The 15,979-nt window shown below is 72.8% G+C and carries 14 protein-coding genes; 8 read left to right on the top strand and 6 right to left on the bottom strand.

The genetic code is table 11. From position 1 onward, the window contains the following. Window positions 1-339 precede the first annotated feature (339 nt). On the top strand, window positions 340-840 hold the full coding sequence (locus tag ACIPW5_RS03180) for a hypothetical protein (RefSeq protein WP_401239566.1): 501 nt from the start codon (window positions 340-342) through the stop codon (window positions 838-840). A 115-nt stretch (window positions 841-955) separates the two neighbouring features. On the opposite strand, the gene ACIPW5_RS03175 is transcribed toward ACIPW5_RS03180, so the two are convergent. The 3 genes from ACIPW5_RS03175 to ACIPW5_RS03165 form a co-directional block, all read right to left on the bottom strand. Beyond that, on the bottom strand, window positions 956-1,648 hold the full coding sequence (locus ACIPW5_RS03175) for a hypothetical protein (RefSeq protein WP_401239564.1): 693 nt from the start codon (window positions 1,646-1,648) through the stop codon (window positions 956-958). Window positions 1,649-1,836: 188 nt separating this feature from the next. Next, complete coding sequence (locus ACIPW5_RS03170) at window positions 1,837-2,607, bottom strand: hypothetical protein (RefSeq protein WP_401239561.1); 771 nt, start codon at window positions 2,605-2,607, stop codon at window positions 1,837-1,839. A 33-nt stretch (window positions 2,608-2,640) separates the two neighbouring features. Beyond that, entirely contained in the window at window positions 2,641-3,315 is a 675-nt protein-coding gene (locus ACIPW5_RS03165; protein ID WP_401239559.1) for a hypothetical protein, read from the bottom strand. A 337-nt stretch (window positions 3,316-3,652) separates the two neighbouring features. Here ACIPW5_RS03165 and ACIPW5_RS03160 point away from each other — a divergent pair, with 337 nt between their 5' ends. Both ACIPW5_RS03160 and ACIPW5_RS03155 read left to right on the top strand, forming a co-directional pair. Continuing rightward, window positions 3,653-4,483, top strand: coding sequence for an SAM-dependent methyltransferase (locus tag ACIPW5_RS03160; protein ID WP_401239556.1), 831 nt, complete (start codon window positions 3,653-3,655; stop codon window positions 4,481-4,483). Between the two features lie 170 nt (window positions 4,484-4,653). Next, window positions 4,654-6,822 carry a putative bifunctional diguanylate cyclase/phosphodiesterase gene (locus tag ACIPW5_RS03155; protein WP_401240081.1) on the top strand — a complete coding sequence of 723 codons (2,169 nt, stop codon included), beginning with the start codon at window positions 4,654-4,656 and terminating at the stop codon, window positions 6,820-6,822. A 36-nt stretch (window positions 6,823-6,858) separates the two neighbouring features. On the opposite strand, the gene ACIPW5_RS03150 is transcribed toward ACIPW5_RS03155, so the two are convergent. Continuing rightward, the gene (locus tag ACIPW5_RS03150; RefSeq protein WP_401239553.1) at window positions 6,859-7,923 is read right to left on the bottom strand and encodes an FAD-dependent monooxygenase; all 1,065 of its coding nucleotides are present in this window, start codon (window positions 7,921-7,923) and stop codon (window positions 6,859-6,861) included. A 118-nt stretch (window positions 7,924-8,041) separates the two neighbouring features. Between ACIPW5_RS03150 and ACIPW5_RS03145 the strand changes: the two genes are divergently transcribed. Both ACIPW5_RS03145 and ACIPW5_RS03140 read left to right on the top strand, forming a co-directional pair. Continuing rightward, window positions 8,042-8,701: a TetR/AcrR family transcriptional regulator gene (locus ACIPW5_RS03145; RefSeq protein ID WP_401239550.1), complete on the top strand. Its 660-nt coding sequence runs from the start codon at window positions 8,042-8,044 to the stop codon at window positions 8,699-8,701. A 402-nt stretch (window positions 8,702-9,103) separates the two neighbouring features. Then, the gene (locus ACIPW5_RS03140) at window positions 9,104-10,636 is read left to right on the top strand and encodes a hypothetical protein (protein ID WP_401239547.1); all 1,533 of its coding nucleotides are present in this window, start codon (window positions 9,104-9,106) and stop codon (window positions 10,634-10,636) included. 225 nt (window positions 10,637-10,861) lie between these two features. Here the strand turns inward: ACIPW5_RS03140 and ACIPW5_RS03135 are convergent, their stop codons facing one another. Both ACIPW5_RS03135 and ACIPW5_RS03130 read right to left on the bottom strand, forming a co-directional pair. Further along, on the bottom strand, window positions 10,862-11,434 hold the full coding sequence (locus ACIPW5_RS03135; protein WP_401239544.1) for an SMI1/KNR4 family protein: 573 nt from the start codon (window positions 11,432-11,434) through the stop codon (window positions 10,862-10,864). Window positions 11,435-11,574: 140 nt separating this feature from the next. After that, on the bottom strand, window positions 11,575-12,456 hold the full coding sequence (locus ACIPW5_RS03130; RefSeq protein WP_401239542.1) for a LysR family transcriptional regulator: 882 nt from the start codon (window positions 12,454-12,456) through the stop codon (window positions 11,575-11,577). 95 nt (window positions 12,457-12,551) lie between these two features. Between ACIPW5_RS03130 and ACIPW5_RS03125 the strand changes: the two genes are divergently transcribed. Genes ACIPW5_RS03125 through ACIPW5_RS03115 form a run of 3 tightly spaced genes read left to right on the top strand, consistent with a single transcriptional unit; the run spans window position 12,552 to window position 15,957 of the window. Continuing rightward, window positions 12,552-13,256 carry a succinate dehydrogenase gene (locus ACIPW5_RS03125; RefSeq protein WP_401239539.1) on the top strand — a complete coding sequence of 235 codons (705 nt, stop codon included), beginning with the start codon at window positions 12,552-12,554 and terminating at the stop codon, window positions 13,254-13,256. Between the two features lie 2 nt (window positions 13,257-13,258). Continuing rightward, window positions 13,259-15,220, top strand: a complete 1,962-nt coding sequence (locus tag ACIPW5_RS03120) for a fumarate reductase/succinate dehydrogenase flavoprotein subunit (protein WP_401239537.1) — start codon at window positions 13,259-13,261, stop codon at window positions 15,218-15,220. Next, window positions 15,217-15,957: a succinate dehydrogenase/fumarate reductase iron-sulfur subunit gene (locus tag ACIPW5_RS03115; RefSeq protein ID WP_007267830.1), complete on the top strand. Its 741-nt coding sequence runs from the start codon at window positions 15,217-15,219 to the stop codon at window positions 15,955-15,957. The genes ACIPW5_RS03120 and ACIPW5_RS03115 overlap by 4 nt, the downstream gene beginning before the upstream one ends. Window positions 15,958-15,979 lie beyond the last annotated feature (22 nt).

Here is a 15,979-nt window from a genome sequence, read left to right as displayed (position 1 = left end):
GACGCGGGGGTCCCGACCCGCGTTCCAGTCCCTCCCCGGTACGCCCTTCTTCACGCACGCTAAGGGTGCACGGTCGGGACGGCGATCGGGGAGGGGCGAACGGGTGGCCGCGTCCGGTTGGGGTGCGCCCATCCAGGTATTCGTCACATAAATGCCTGACGGCTCATGACCTGCGGATCCGTCAGATGATCAGTGCGCGCTTCGGCGTGTCGCTCAACCGGGCGGCCCAAAGGCGGACATGCGCTGGTTGCGCGGCGCCCCGAGGGTTCGTGATGGGAGGCGTTCTCGTCGATCTGCCCGGGCCACCGCTCCGGGGCGCTTCCCGCTGGAGGTTCCACCATGCGTGTTCTGCGCGCTCTCACCGTGACCGCGGCCGCCTGCGCCGCGATCGGTCTCAGTGCCCCGTTCGCCGCCGCGAACTCGCCGCAGGGCGGCGGCAACGGGCCCAGCAACGTCACCGTCAACCCGTACTCCGTGCACCAGGGCGCCTCGATGCAGGTCAGCGCCGCGGGCTGCGGCCACGGTGGCACGGTCTGGTCGAACGGCAACTTTCCGCAGACCAACCTGTCGGCCGGCTCCATCGGCTTCGCGACCGTCCGGATCTTCAACCACGCCTCGCCGGGCAACCACACGCTGTCCGTCAAGTGCCACGACAACAGCCTGGTCGCCACGCACCGGTTCACGATCCTGCCGGGCAACGGGGCACAGGGCGGCATCGGCGGCTCCTTCGGCCCGTCCACCGCCGAGACGGCCATCGGCGCGGGCCTCGTCGGCGCGGCGGCGCTCGGCGCGGGCGCGCACGTGATCCGCCGCCGCCGTCCGGTCGGTTCCCGGGGCTGACGCGTCCGCGAGCCGCCGCCACGGTCCGCCCCGGGTCAGGGACCCGGGGCCACCGGCCGACGGCGGCCGGGACCGGTGCGGGGGTGCGGTGCGGGGGTGCGGGTGCGGTGCGGGGTCAGTGGCCGCGTACCGGGCGGCGCCGCCGCCGCAGGGCGTACGCGGTACCGCCCGCGGCGGTGACGAAGAGCGCGGCGCCCACGCCGAGTTCCACGGGGTCCATCCCGGCCACGCTGCCGCCGAGGCCGCCGCGCACGCCGAGGGCGGCCGCCGTGCTGCGCGGGGCCGTGACCGTGGCGGTGCCCCGTGCGGTGGGCGTGATCCGCGCGGCCGGGGCGGTGCGCGCCGCGGTGGGGGCGACGGCGGGGGCGGTGGCCCGCGGCGGGGCGCTGGTGGTGGCCCGCGCGGACGGGGTGCGGCGGACGCCGGTGGTGGAACTGGTGCTCGGCGTCGACGTGCCGCCGGCGATGGTGAGGTCGGCGGAGCCGTTCTCCCCGTTGCAGGTGAAGGTGACGGAGTACAGGGCCCCGCGCCGGGCGTCGCGGTCGACCGTGACCCGGGCCGTCTGTCCGCGCGCGATGCTCACGGTGTCGAAGACCCCGGAGGAGGCGGTGGCGTAGGCGGCGTCGCAGCCGGTGACGGAGAGCACCACCTGGCCGCCGGGGGCGACCGTGGACGGGGTGACGGCGAAGCCGAACGAGGTGACCGGCGCGGCCTCGGCCGCCCCGGCGGCGGGCGCGCAGAACGCGCCGAGCGCGAGGAAGGCGCCGGCGCTGAGCAGGGCGGTGGCGGAGCCGCGTATCGCACCCATGGTCGGTCCTCCGGATCCCCGAGGAGCAGGCGCGCAGCGTTTGCGCAGGTGGGGGTCGTGCACCTCGTTGTCCGCCACGCTAGGCGCCGGTCCGGTCACCCGCGATCAGGAACGGGCGAATGGGGCACGGCCGTAGGCCGAACCGGCGACGGGGGCCCGCCCCCGGTTTCCCGGGGACGGGCGCGCGTTCAGCTCTTCAGCTCCAGGTGCGGGAACTGGGCGAGGAAGGGCTCCGCGGTGGCGGAGATGCCGCGCCCGAAGGGCGAGTCGAAGTCCCAGATGAGGAAGAGCAGGAAGGCGATCAGTGCGCTGAACAGGCCGGCCAGCAGCATCTCGCGGAAGGAGCGGCGGATCTGCAGGGTGAAGATCAGGCCCACCGTCACCAGGGCCCCGGCGATGAGCCCGAACCACACCACGCCGGGCATGGTGGCCCCGGCGCTCTGGCCGCGGGAGTTGCGGGCGTCGTCCACGATCGCTACCTGGTCTACCAGCGGCTGGTAGGCCTGTCCCTCGTGGTCGGTCTGCGGCTCGTAGTCGGTGACGTCGCGGCGGATCCTCTCCAGCAGCTCCCCGCTGCGTTCGGTGACGCCGCCGCCGTCGGCCATCTTCTGCCACTCCGTGTCGACGACGTAGGTCACGTACGCGTCGACGTCGGAGCGGATCTTCTTCCGGACCTCGGCCGGGTAGACCTCGGAGCGGACGCTGATCTCGTGCAGGGCCTGCGCCTCCTGGCGCACGTACTCCTGGGCGGCCCCGCGGCCCTCCCAGACGCCCGCGATCGCCAGGCCCAGGACGATCGCGTAGATCACCCCGATCATCATCGTCATGTACTCGATGACGTCCGGGGTCTCGTTCGGATCGTCGTCCTCGCCGATCCTGCGGTGGTTGAAGAAGGCGATGGACAGCACCACGGCACAGGCCGCGGCCATCGCGAGGGACAGGACGAGCCATTCCGACAAGATGACTCCCAATCGATGAGCGGTGGGTGCGGCCTAGCGCGGGCGCAGCGCGACGATCGCGAGCACGGCCGGGGCGGCGGTCATGAGGGTGAAGGTGACCGGTGAGATGTGGTGCTCCACCGGTTTGCGGGCGGGGGTGTGGTAGCTGGGGCGGGCCACGGGCTTGGGCTTGGGCACGGGAGCCGGAGCCGGTGGGGGTGGCGGCTCGGGCGCGGGCGGCGGGGGAGCGGGTGCCTCGTAGACCCGGGGTGCCGGGGGCTTGGGCGGTGGCGGCTTCGGGGCCGGCTTCGGCGGTGGCGGCGGGGCCGGGGCGGGCCGGGGCGGCTCGGGGGCCGGCTTCGGCGGCGGTGGCGGGGTGGGCTTCGGGGGCGGTGGCTTCGGCGGCGGAGGGGTGGGCTTCGGCGGTGGCGGCGGCTCGGGTGTCGGCTTGGGCGGACACGGCGGGGGAGGCGGCGGGCAGTCGTGCGCGTGGCCCTTGCCGCGGTGGCCGCAGGTGTGTCCGTGGCCCTGGCCGCCGTGATGTCCGCCACCCCGGCCGGCCCCGGCGCCGCCGCTGCCGGCGTACGCGTACAGCTCGACGACGGCTCCGCCGTCCGCGGCGGCGATCTTCGCGTAGGCGCAGCTATCGGCCACGGCCGGCGTGGCGGAAAGCGATGCCCACAGCAGGACCGGGACCGCCAGCAGGCGTCTGGCACAGGCTCTGTTCACCCGGGGAGCATGGGCCCGCGCGCGCCCGCGCACGCGAGGCCCGGCATCGGTTCGCCTGATCGGGTGGAGTGTGGAGCGTAGATGTTTGAGCCAGTTCCGGAGGGGTCCCGGGCGGGCGCGGTCGAAATCTCACATGGTATTTATCGGCTTCTTCTTCGCAGGTGGCGGGGGTCGCACGTGCCTTTGGTGTGTGACCAAGAACGGACCGCCAATTTCCGCTTTTGCTCGCCCTGTTGGGAAATGATCAGTACATTCGGCTCGGACAGCAGTCCGACCACCGTCCCGCCCCCCGGACGGAACCCGCCCGACCACGGCACGACGAGGCTTGGAGACCCCGATGGAACGCCCCGCCTGGGCCCCGCCGGGCATCGACATATCGGTGCCCAGTGTGTCCCGCATCTACGATTACTACCTGGGCGGCTCCCACAATTTCGAGGTCGACCGCCAGGCCGCCCGCCGCGCCATGGAGTTCATGCCGGGCCTGCCCAAGATCATGCAGGCGAACCGGGCGTTCATGCGCCGCGCCGTCCGCCACGCCGTCGCCGAGGGCGTCACCCAGTTCCTCGACATCGGCTCCGGCATCCCGACCTTCGGCAACGTCCACGAGATCGCCCGCGCCGCCAGCCCCGAGGCCCGCGTCGTCTACGTGGACCACGACCCGGTGGCCGTCGCCCACAGCCGTGCCGTGCTGGCCGGGGACGACCGCACCGGCGTCGTCCCCGCCGACCTGCGCAAGCCGAAGGACATCCTCGGCTCCGCCGAGGCCGGCCGGCTGCTGGACCTCGAACGGCCCGTCGCGCTGCTGCTCGTCGCCGTACTGCACTTCCTGGAGGACACCGACCGGCCCTACGAAGCCGTCGCCGAGCTGCGCGACGCGCTGGCCCCCGGCAGCATGCTGGTCCTCACCCACGCCTCCTACGAGGGCATCCCGCTCACCGAGGAGGTCGCGGGCGGGGCCGTCGGCGTCTACCGGGACATCCGCAACCCGCTCGTCATGCGCAGCCACGAGCAGATCGGCGGCTTCTTCGACGGGTTCGAGCTGCTGGAGCCGGGCCTGGTGTCCATGCCCGACTGGCGGCCCGAAAGGACCGGGCCCCTGCTCGAGGGCGAGGAGCCCGAGGATCCGTACGCCTTCTCGGGCTACGGCGGCGTGGGACGCAAGGCGTGAGACTCCCCGCCCCCACGCCCCCGCCCGCCGGCCCCCGCCCGGCCCGCCCCACCGCCCCGGCCGGCTCCGCCCCGGCCCCCGCCGAGGTGGGGACCACCGGACGGCAGGCACCCGCACCGGGTGCGGCGCACTCCGCCCAGCCGTCCGGCCCGCACGGCGGCCGGGCGACGGTGCGCGAGCTGCGCAGCGGGCTCGAGGACCGGATCGCCCGCTTCGCCACCATCTGGGGCCGGGCCATCTTCCCCGTCACGGCGACCTCCCTGACCCGCCCCGAGTTCGAACAGCACCTCGTCCCCCTCACCCGGACCCTGACCGAGGCCCTGCACGCCCGCCCCTTCGACGCGGGCGTCGCCCAGCGCGTCGGCGAGGAGCTCGTCGCCGTGCACTGCACCGACCCCGAGGCGCTCGCCGGCACCCTCGGGGTGGTCGAGTCCTACCTCGTGCTCTACTGCGGCCCCGACGGCGCGGGAACCGAGGGCCGGGAGGAGTACCGCTCCCGCTGTGCCCGGCTCCAGCACGGCATAGCCGCCGGCTTCGCCCGCGCGCTGCGCGAGCGCACCCTGCGGGAGCAGGAGGCCATCGCCCGCTCCGCGCTGACCGCCCGCACCGATGCCCAGCAGGCCCTGCACGCCAGCGAGGAGCGCTTCCGGGCGGTCTTCGAGGGCGCGGCCGTCGGCATCGGCATCGCCGACCTGGACGGCAACGTCCTCGAGGTCAACGACACCCTGCTGAAGATGTTCGGCGGCCTGGAGGGCCACGTCCGCAGCCGCAACGTCAGCGAATGGGGCCACCCCGACGACACCCCGCACGTCTGGCGGATGTACGGGGAGCTCGTGCGCGGGGAGCGCGAGCACTACCGCGTCGAGAAGCCCTACTACCGCCACGACGGCACCGTGCTGTGGACCAACCTGACGGTGTCCCTGCTGCGCGACGCCGACGGAGCTCCCCAGTACCAGCTGGCCCTGATGGAGGACACCACCGAACGCCGGCTCCTCAACCTCCGGCTGCGCTACGAGGCCACCCACGACGCACTGACCGGGCTGCCCAACCGCACGCTGTTCTTCGAGCGGCTGGAGAAGGCCCTGGGCGGCGCCCCCGGCAGCCGCTTCGGCCTGTGCTACCTCGACCTGGACGGCTTCAAGACGGTCAACGACAGCCTCGGCCACTCGGCGGGGGACCGGCTCCTCGTCGAGGTCGCCGACCGGCTGCAGAGCTGCGCCACCGGACCGGGCGAGGTCGTGGCCCGCCTCGGCGGCGACGAGTTCGTGGCCCTCACCACCGGCCCCGCCGCCGGCACCGGCGAGGAACCCGGGGACAAGGTCACCGACCTCGCGGTGCGCATCCTGTCGGCCCTCTCCACCCCCATCCGGCTGGAGGGCCGGGAGCTGTCGGTGCGCGGCAGCATCGGCATCGTCGAGGGCCGCGCGGGGGAGCGCACCCCGGCCGAGGTGTTGCGCAGCGCCGACATCACCATGTACCGGGCCAAAGCGGCCGGCGGCAACCGCTTCGAGTTCGCCGACGCGGAGGCCGACGCCCGCGCCATCACCCGGCACGGCCTGACCAACGCCCTGCCGGCGGCGCTGGAGCGGGGCGAGTTCTTCATCGAGTACCAGCCCCTGGTGCACATGCACGACGGCAGCGTGCACGGCGCGGAGGCGCTGGTGCGCTGGTCGCACCCCCAGTACGGGGTGCTCGGCCCGGACCGGTTCATCCCGCTCGCCGAACGGACCGGCCTGATCGTGCCGCTCGGTCGCTGGGTGCTGGAGGAGTCCGTCCGCCAGGCCCGCACCTGGCAGCGCCAGCACGGCGGGGCCGCCCTGCGCGTCAACGTCAACCTCTCGCCGACCCAGCTCCACCATCCCGGGCTGGTCGCCGACACCGTCCGGGTGCTGGAGGCCTCCGGGCTGGCCCCGGGCGCCCTGTGCCTGGAGGTCACTGAGTCGGCGCTGATCGGGGCCGACGACGAGCTCCTCGAACCGCTGCGCCGGCTCGCCGAACTCGGCGTCGACATCGCCCTCGACGACTTCGGCACCGGCTACTCGAACTTGGCCAACCTGCGACGCCTCCCGGTCAGCGTCCTCAAGCTGGACCGCTCCTTCACCCAGGGGATGCAGCAGCAGCCGGCCGACCCCGTCGACGTCAAGATCGTGGAGGGCATCGTCTCCCTGGCCCACAGCCTGGAACTGGCGGTGACCGTGGAGGGGGTCGAGACCGGAGCCCAGGCGGCCCAGCTGCGGGCCCTCGGCTGCGACACCGCCCAGGGCTGGTACTACGCCCGCCCCGGCGCCCCGGACCGGATCCACGCCCTCTCCCTCTCGGACGCCGTCCCCACCCCCTGAGCCGCCCCCGGCCGGGGGCGGGCCGTGTCCGGCGGATCAGAGCAGGCCGACCTCCGTCCCCCGGCCGGGCTCGCGCACGGCGGCGACGACCCGCCGGTGCCGCGCGGAGGTGTCGGCCAGCACCCGCGCGGCCTCCGGCAGCCGCTCGGCCTCGTACGCGTCGAGCGGCCGCGCCCCGGCCTCCCCGCCGAGGGCCGCGCCCAGGACCCGCCCGAGGGCCATCGCGTCCTGGATCCCGGTGTTCATCCCGAGTCCGCCGGCCACCGAGTGCACGTGTGCCGCGTCCCCGGCGAGGAAGGCCCGGCCCTCGCGCATCCGGGCGGCCATGCGGACGTTGACCCGCCAGGCGGAGAGCCAGGTGGCCCCGGTCAGCCGTATCCCCGCCATCCGGGCGTGCCGGTCGAAGAGCCGCTGGAAGCCCTCCGGCGAGGGCGGCAGGGGCGTGCCGTCGGCCTGCTGCTCGGGCGAGGCCTGGAGCTGGAACACCGGCGTCCCCGGTATCGGGCAGAGCATCACGGCCCCGCCGTCCGAGGTGAACCACTGGTGCCAGACGTCCCGGCTCAGGTCCGGCGCCCGCACGTCGCCCAGCACCATCGTTTCCGCCTCCTTGGTGGTCCCCTCGAAGGGGATCCCGAGGAGCCCCCGGACCGCGCTCCGGCCGCCGTCGCACCCGGCGAGGTAGCCGGCGCGGATCGAGCGGCCGTCCGCCAGATGCGCGGTGACCCCTTCCGGGTCCTGGTCGATCCCGGTGACCCGGGCGTCGTACTCCACCCGGCCCCCGAGGGAGGCCAGGTGCTCGCGCAGGACCTCCTCGATCTGCCACTGCCCCAGGAACAGGACGTCCTTCAGCCGTGTGTCGTTGACGTGCGCGCCGTCGAAGTACTTGCGCAGGACCAGTTCCCGGCCCACCCCGGAGATCCGCTCGGACAGGCCGAGCTCCGCCATCGCGCCCATGCCGTCCCGGTTGAGGCTCTTGCCCCGGGATTCCCGGTGCGGACCGGCCCGCCGGTCGACCACGCGGACCGGCACGCCCCGACGGGCGAGGTCGCAGGCCAGCGTGAGTCCGGTGGGGCCGGAGCCCACGATCAGTACGTCGCCCATCGGAGTGTCCTCTCGTCGCAGCCGAATCGCTCGATGGATCCAGGAAACAGCAACCCGGTAAAAAATGCAACCAGGTCACGAAATTAACCTGGTCATTGTTTTGTGGTACGGTGGGGGCATGGAGAACACCACGGGGCCGCGCCCGGGACTGCGCGAGAGCAAGAAGGCGCGTACGCGGCAGCAGCTGGCCGCGACCGCGCTCGAACTCTTCCTCGAACGGGGCTTCGATGCCGTGTCGGTGGCCGACGTCGCCGCCGCGGCCGAGGTCTCCAAGCCCACCCTGTTCCGGTACTTCCCGAGCAAGGAGGACCTGGTGCTCGACCGGTTCGCCGACCATCAGGACGAGGCGGCCCGCATCGTGCGCGACCGGCCGGCCGACTGGACCCCGGTGCGGGCGGTCCACGAGCACTTCCTGGCGGCGCTCGCCGAGCGGGACCCGATCACCGGACTCTGCGACCACCCGGACGTGCTTGCGTTCCAGGGGCTGCTGTATTCCACCGCCGGCCTGCAGGCGCGGATCGCCCACTACACGGTCGGTGAGGTGGACGCGCTCGCGGCCGCCCTGGCGGCGGAGTCGGTCCCCGCGTTCACCGCACGCCTGGCGGCGCTGCAGCTGGTGACCGTCCGCCAGGAGCTGGGCCGGGAGAACTGGCGCCGGATCTCCGCCGGCCGGAGTGCCGACGAGGTGTTCCCGGGCGCCGTCGCGGAAGCCGACCGGGCCTTCGCGATGCTCGCCGACGGCCTCGACCGCACCCTCGGACCGCTCATACCTTCCTGAGGTCCAGGCGGCGGGGGCGTTCCAAGGTGGCTTTCGTCTCAGGAGGGCGGCGAGCGTCGGGTTGCCGCGGGTGTGGCAGCTCGCTGCTGGTGAGGGTTGCCGCTGCACCGTGGTCGTTGGCGGCGGCGACGCGGGTACGCTGTGGCTGCCTCATGTCGAGCCGGCCCGCAGCCCGGCAACCCGGCCCCAATCGGCGCCCGTCCGTCCGTCCCGCTCGCGTGGGCGAGGCGGCGGTCCGGTGCCATCGGTGGACGGCGTGCGCTCGCTCGCTCCGGTCTCGCTCGGCGCATGCGGGGCGAATCCGAAGTGCTGCGCGGCCATTGTCACCGCAGCCGGGATATCGAATGCATGAACTAACATGCCCGGGTGAGTGAGCAGCGGACATATAGACGAATAGCGGGCATGCTTCGGCGCAATGAGCCGAAGGCGCCCACGCGCCTGGCGGGATTCCTCGGCCGGTGGTGGTTGTTCGGCCCGCTGGTCGGCCTGGCCGCTGCCGTCGCGATGGTCATCCGGATCTTCCACAACGGCCCGATCGGGATGGCGGACAACGGTGACGGTCCGTCCCGGATGTGCGCCCTCGACACCTCCGTCCACCTCGACAAGGGGTCTTGGTGGTGGTTCCACTACGCGAACTTCCGGTATGACCAGGCCAAGCCGGAGGCGTGCACGTCCGAGAACACGTACCCGGGCAGCGGCAAGTGGATGCCCATGCTGGCCCGGCCGCTGAGCCAGCTGCTCGGTTACCCGGGTGAGCTCGACCTGCGGGCCCAGGCGCTGCTCTGGTGCGCCCTGGTGGGAGTGGCCTTCGCGGTATTCGCCGTCGCCCTGCGGGGCCCGCTCCTGCTGCGTCTGCTGGTCTGCGCCGCGCTGTTCCTGGTGGTCGGGGACTCGGTGGTGGCGGGGTACGCCGCCACGCCGTTCAGCGAGCTGGCCGGACTGACCGGGCTGCTGTTCGCCACCGTCGGAGCGGTCCACCTCGGCGGTTCAGCGCGGGCCAGGCTCGGCGGGCTGCTGCTGTTCACCGTCGGGTCGGTCACCCTGGTGGGCTCCAAGATGCAGGCCCTCACCATGGCCGTCCCGCTCCTGGCGCTCCTGCTCTTCTCCAAGGTGCCGGTCGGCCGGCTCGTCGGCCGGTTCTCCGCCCGGCTGCTCCCGGTGACCGCCGCGCTGGTGATCGGCGCGGCGGGGATGCACACGCTCCTGTTCCAGATGGAGGCGTTCAAGGAGATCAACCGCACCGAAATGATCTTCGTCGGGATTATGGGGAAGAGCCCCGATCCCGCCAAGGACGCGGTCGAGCTCGGGTTCCCCGCCGACTTCGGCCAGTACGCGGGGCTGAACTGGTGGGGTGAGAAGGCGCCCCAGAAGGATCCCCGCTGGCCCGAGGTCAAGGAGCACGTCACCTACGCCAACATCGGCGGCTACCTGGCCGAGCACCCGGGTGTCGCGCTGCGGATCGCCAGGGGCGGGCTGGACGACTTCGCCGCTTCCCGGCCCGACAACCTGGGTTCGTACCCCGTCAGCGCCGGCAAGCCGGCCGGTGCCCAGGAGCACCGTCTGACCCTCTACACCGGATTCCTGCGGACCCTCGGCGGCGGTTGGGTGCTCGGGCTGCAGTTCGCGCTCGCGGTGGCCGGCTCCTGGTGGCTTCGTCGCAGCCCGGACAACCCGCGCCGCCGCGCCTTCCTGGCCATGATGATCTGCCTCGGCGGGGCCACCCTGACGCAGTTCGTCACCGCCATGTACGGCGAGGCGATCGAGAACACCAAGCACCTCATCTTCGGCATCTTCGCAACCGGCCTGGCCTTCGTCATGGCGGCGGCCACCGTGCTGTGCACCCCCGCCGCCCCCGTGCCGTCCGCAGCCGAGGAAGAGGCCGAGGAGGACACCACCGAGAGGAGCGCGACCTTCGCCGGCCTGGCCAAGTCCTGAGCCGAGGATCACCCGACGGGCCGGGAACCGTCAGCCGGACGCTCCCGGCCGGGCAACCGCGATGCGGCCTTCCGGTCCTCGTGCTCGGCCACGCCGACGGAGCCCCGTAGTCCGCCCGGGTGATCGGTGACTCCCGGGTGGACATCGCCGGGGCCCACACGCTGGTCGGAGGGCTCGTTTTCCGCCGGCCCGGTGAGCAGCCCCGCGGGCCTTCCGGTCGCGGTACTAGGCCGGGAACCAGGAGCGGCCGCGGGCCCAGTGGGACGCCCAGCCGGTGAAGCCCGGGGTGCCCGGCATCACGGCGTCCGGTGAGTCCGGGCCGAAGGGCATCGCGCCCTCGCCGGCGATCTGCCAGACGTGGCCGCGCTGGGGGCCGGTGACGACCAAGTGCCAGTACATGCCGCAGCCGTCGGTGCCCAGCAGCAGCGAGCCGTGGTCGAACACCGGGTCCGTCAGGGCGTCGAACTCCTCCTCCGACAGCTCGGGCCCGTCCTCCGCCTCCCACAGCCAGGCCGCCGTCAGCGGGAAGGGCTCGGCGAGCAGGCGTTCGGGGCGGCCCGCGCCCCAGTCCCGGGGCGTCTCGGCGAGCGGCAGCAGGCCGTAGTGGGGCGGTCCGGCGCGCAGTCCGTCGCAGATCTCCGCCACGAAGGTGCGGTAGGGCTCCGGCAGTACGACGCCGTGCTCCGCCTCGAAGGACCGCACCGCCTCCCAGCCGGCCGGCGGCGCGGCCTCGGGACGGGCCGAGAAGATCTCGCGGAGGGCGGCCAGTTCGGCCGGGTCGGCCGTTTCCGTGTTCATGCCGGTCATGATGCAGGACCCCGGGTCAGGGTCGGGTTCCCGGGTCGTGGTCCGGTTCCCGGGTCGGGGACCGCCTCCCAGGTCGGCGACTGCTCCCGGCCCCCTCCCGGGAGCCCGGCCGCCCGGTTGTGGTTCCCGGGTCAGTCGCCGACCAGCATGCGCTTCAGCTCGCGGGCCGCTCGCGGGGGTGCCACGTCCGTGCGGTGGGCCAGGGCGATGGTGCGGCGCAGCGGGGAGCCCGCGAGGCGGGTGGCGCGCAGGCCCGGGCCGGCGTGGTCCACGACCATGGCCGGGACCACCGCGATCCCCAGCCCGGCCCGCACGAAGCCCAGTACGGCGTCCATCTCACCGCCCTCCACCGTGAACACCGGCTCGAAGCCCGCGGCCCGGCACGCCCCCACCGTCAGGTCCCGCAGGTCGTAGCCGTGGCGGAACATCACCATCGGCTCCCCGCGCAGGTCGGCGATGGAAGGTTCCCCACCGCCCGCCGGGGGCGGGAGGTCGGCGGACGAGACCACCACCAGGTCCTCCGTCAGCAGCTCCACCGTGGTCAGGGCGGGCGCCGACGGCGGCAGCGGCAGGGCGATCAGGGCCAGGTCCAGCACCCCGCGCGCGAGTTCCCGTACCAGGTCCAGCGAGCCGCTCTCCTCGATCAGCAGCTCGATGCCCGGGTGCGCCGTGTGGAAGGCGCGCAGCACGGCCGGCAGCAGACCCGTGCACACGCTCGGGGTCGCCCCCAGCCGCACCCGCCCGCGCCGCAGCTGGGCCAGCTCCTGCACCTCCAGCCGCGCCGTGTCCGCGTCCGCCAGGATCCGCCGCGCCAGCGGCAGCAGTGCCTCGCCCGCGTCCGTCAGTGCGATGTTGCCCCGCGCCCGGCTGAACAGCTCGGCCCCCAGCTCCCGTTCGAGCGCCTTGATCTGCTGGGACAGCGACGGCTGTGCCACGTGCTCGCGCTCCGCGGCGCGCGTGAAGTGCCGGGTCTCGGCGACGGCGACGAAATAGACCAGCTGCTGGAACTGCATGCCCCCACGCTACCGCCCTCCATAGGCTCTGGCTATCGCGATCAGCTCCACCATGTCTTGGACCTCTCGGGACCTTCGTCCTTACCGTCGACGGCATGGCTCTGGCAACGCGGACGGATCGACGGCCGTCCACCACGCGCACGCTCTGGGACTCCACCGTCGGCAAGAAGTCCGTGATGGCCGCGTCCGGCCTGGTGATGCTCGGCTACCTCGTCGTGCACATGCTCGGAAACCTGAAGATCTTCTTCGGGGCGGACGAGTTCAACGGCTACGCCCACTGGCTGCGCACCCTCGGCTCCCCCTTCCTGCACCACGAGTGGGCCCTGTGGATCGTCCGCGTCGTCCTCGTCGCCGCCGTCGTCGCCCACGCCGTCTGCGCCTACCAGCTCAGCCGCCGCGACATCAGGGCGCGCCCGGTCAAGTACGCCCACAAGCGCCGCCGCGCGAGCTACGCCACCCGCACCATGCGCTGGGGCGGCGTCATCCTCGGCCTCTTCATCGTCTGGCACCTCCTCGACCTGACCACCCTCACCGTCAACGAGCGCGCCTGGGCCGGCCACCCCTACGAGAACGTCCTGGCGACCTTCTCCACCTGGTACGGCAACACGATCTACCTCGTGGCCATGGCCGCCCTCGGCCTCCACGTCCGCCACGGCTTCTGGAGCGCCGCCCAGACCCTCGGCGCGGGCAACGCCCGGCGCGACCGGACCCTGAAGTCCTTGGCCAACGCCCTGGCCCTCGTCCTCTTCGCGGGCTTCGTGTCCGTCCCCGTCGCCGTCATGACCGGAGTCGTGAGCTGACCATGAGCACCGAGAACGGCGCATACACCGCCTACACCACCGGCGAGCCCGTCCGCGACACGAAGGCCCCCGAGGGGCCGATCGCCGAGCGCTGGGACCGCCGCCGCTTCGAGGCCAAGCTGGTCAACCCGGCCAACCGCCGCAAGCACACCATCATCGTCGTCGGCACCGGCCTGGCGGGCGGTGCCGCCGGCGCGACCCTCGCCGAGCAGGGCTACCACGTGGTCCAGTTCTGCTTCAGCGACTCCCCGCGCCGCGCCCACTCCATCGCCGCCCAGGGCGGCATCAACGCCGCCAAGAACTACCGCAACGACGGGGACTCCGTACACCGGCTGTTCTACGACACCGTCAAGGGCGGCGACTTCCGCGCCCGCGAGTCCAACGTCCACCGCCTCGCCCAGATCTCCGTGGAGATCATCGACCAGTGCGTGGCCCAGGGCGTCCCCTTCGCCCGCGAGTACGGCGGCCTGCTCGACACCCGTTCCTTCGGCGGAGTCCAGGTCTCCCGCACCTTCTACGCCCGCGGCCAGACCGGCCAGCAGCTCCTGCTCGGCGCCTACCAGGCGCTGTCCCGGCAGATCGCCGCCGGCAACGTGGAGCTGCACGCCCGCACCGAGATGCTCGACCTGATCACCGTCGACGGGGTGGCCCGCGGCATCGTCGCCCGCGACCTGGTCACCGGCAGCATCGACACCCACTACGCCGACGCCGTGGTCCTCGCCAGCGGCGGCTACGGCAACGTCTTCTACCTCTCCACCAACGCCATGAACTCCAACGCGACCGCCGTGTGGCGGGCGCACCGGCGCGGCGCGTACTTCGCCAACCCCTGCTTCACCCAGATCCACCCCACCTGCATCCCGCGCACCGGCGACCACCAGTCCAAGCTCACACTGATGAGCGAGTCCCTGCGCAACGACGGCCGCATCTGGGTCCCCAAGGCCAAGGGCGACACCCGCCCCGCCGCCGAGATCCCCGAGGCCGAGCGGGACTACTACCTGGAGCGGATCTACCCCTCCTTCGGCAACCTCGTCCCCCGCGACATCGCCTCCCGCGCCGCGAAGAACGTCTGCGACGAGGGCCGCGGCGTCGGCCCCGGGGGGCAGGGCGTCTACCTGGACTTCGCCGACGCCATCCGCCGCATGGGCCGCGACCGGGTCGCCGAGAAGTACGGGAACCTCTTCGACATGTACGAGCGGATCACCGCGGAGGACCCGTACGAGGTCCCCATGCGGATCTACCCGGCCGTGCACTACACGATGGGCGGACTGTGGGTCGACTACGACCTCCAGACCACGATCCCCGGCCTCTTCGCGATCGGCGAGGCCAACTTCTCCGACCACGGGGCCAACCGCCTCGGCGCCTCCGCCCTGATGCAGGGCCTCGGCGACGGCTACTTCGTGCTCCCCTCCACCATCAACGACTACCTCGCCCGCCACCCGCACCCGGAACCCGTCGACGACAGCCACCCCGAGGCCGCGGCCGCGGTCCGGGAGACCCGGGACTGCCTCGCCCAGCTGCTGGCCGTCGACGGCGACCGCACCCCCGACTCCTTCCACCGCGAGATCGGCGAACTCATGTGGGAGTACTGCGGCATGTCCCGCACCGAGGAGGGCCTGCGCAAGGCCCTCGCCCGGATCCCCGAGATCCGCGAGGAGTTCTGGCGGCGGATCAAGGTCCCGGGCAGCGGCGAGGAGTTCAACCAGTCGCTGGAGAAGGCCAACCGCATCGTCGACTACCTCGAACTCGCCGAGCTGATGTGCCTCGACGCCCTCCACCGCGCCGAGTCCTGCGGCGGCCACTTCCGAGAGGAGTCCCAGACCCCCGACGGCGAGGCCGCCCGCCGCGACGAGGAGTTCGGCTACGCCGCCGCCTGGGAGTACCAGGGCACCGGCGCCGCCCCCGTCCTGCACAAGGAAGACCTCGTCTTCGAGTACGTCCACCCCACCCAGCGGAGCTACGCATGAAGCTCACCCTGCGCGTCTGGCGCCAGCAGAACCCCGACGCCCCCGGCGCGATGGCCTCCTACGAGGTCGACGGCATATCGAAGGACATGTCCTTCCTGGAGATGCTCGACACCCTCAACGAGGACCTCATCCTGCGCGGCGAGGACCCGGTCGCCTTCGACCACGACTGCCGCGAGGGCATCTGCGGCGCGTGCAGCCTCGTCATCAACGGCGACGCCCACGGCCCCGAACGCACCACCACCTGCCAGCTCCACATGCGCTCCTTCGCCGACGGCGACACCATCGACGTCGAACCGTGGCGGGCGTCGGCCTTCCCCGTGGTCAAGGACCTCGTCGTGGACCGCAGCGCCTTCGACCGGATCATCCAGGCCGGCGGCTACATCACAGCCCCCACCGGCTCCGCCCCCGAGGCGCACGCCACCGCCGTGCCCAAGCCGGCCGCCGACTCCGCCTTCGAACACGCCGAGTGCATCGGCTGCGGAGCCTGCGTGGCGGCCTGTCCCAACGGCTCCGCGATGCTGTTCACCTCCGCCAAGATCAACCACCTGAACGTGCTCCCGCAGGGCTCGCCCGAGCGCGAGACGCGGGTGCTGGACATGGTGGCCCGGATGGACGACGAGGGCTTCGGCGGCTGCACCCTGACCGGCGAGTGCGCCACCGCCTGCCCCAAGGGGATCCCGCTGCCGTCGATCGCCGCGATGAACAAGGAGTGGCTGCGGGCCCTGCGCAAGGCCTGAGCATCCACCCACACCCCCGTAC

Source organism: Streptomyces sp. NPDC090077 (assembly GCF_044747545.1).
GTDB lineage: Bacteria > Actinomycetota > Actinomycetes > Streptomycetales > Streptomycetaceae > Streptomyces.
The sequence above is the reverse complement of the archived record's forward strand: the minus strand, read 5'-3'. Positions and strand labels throughout refer to the sequence as shown.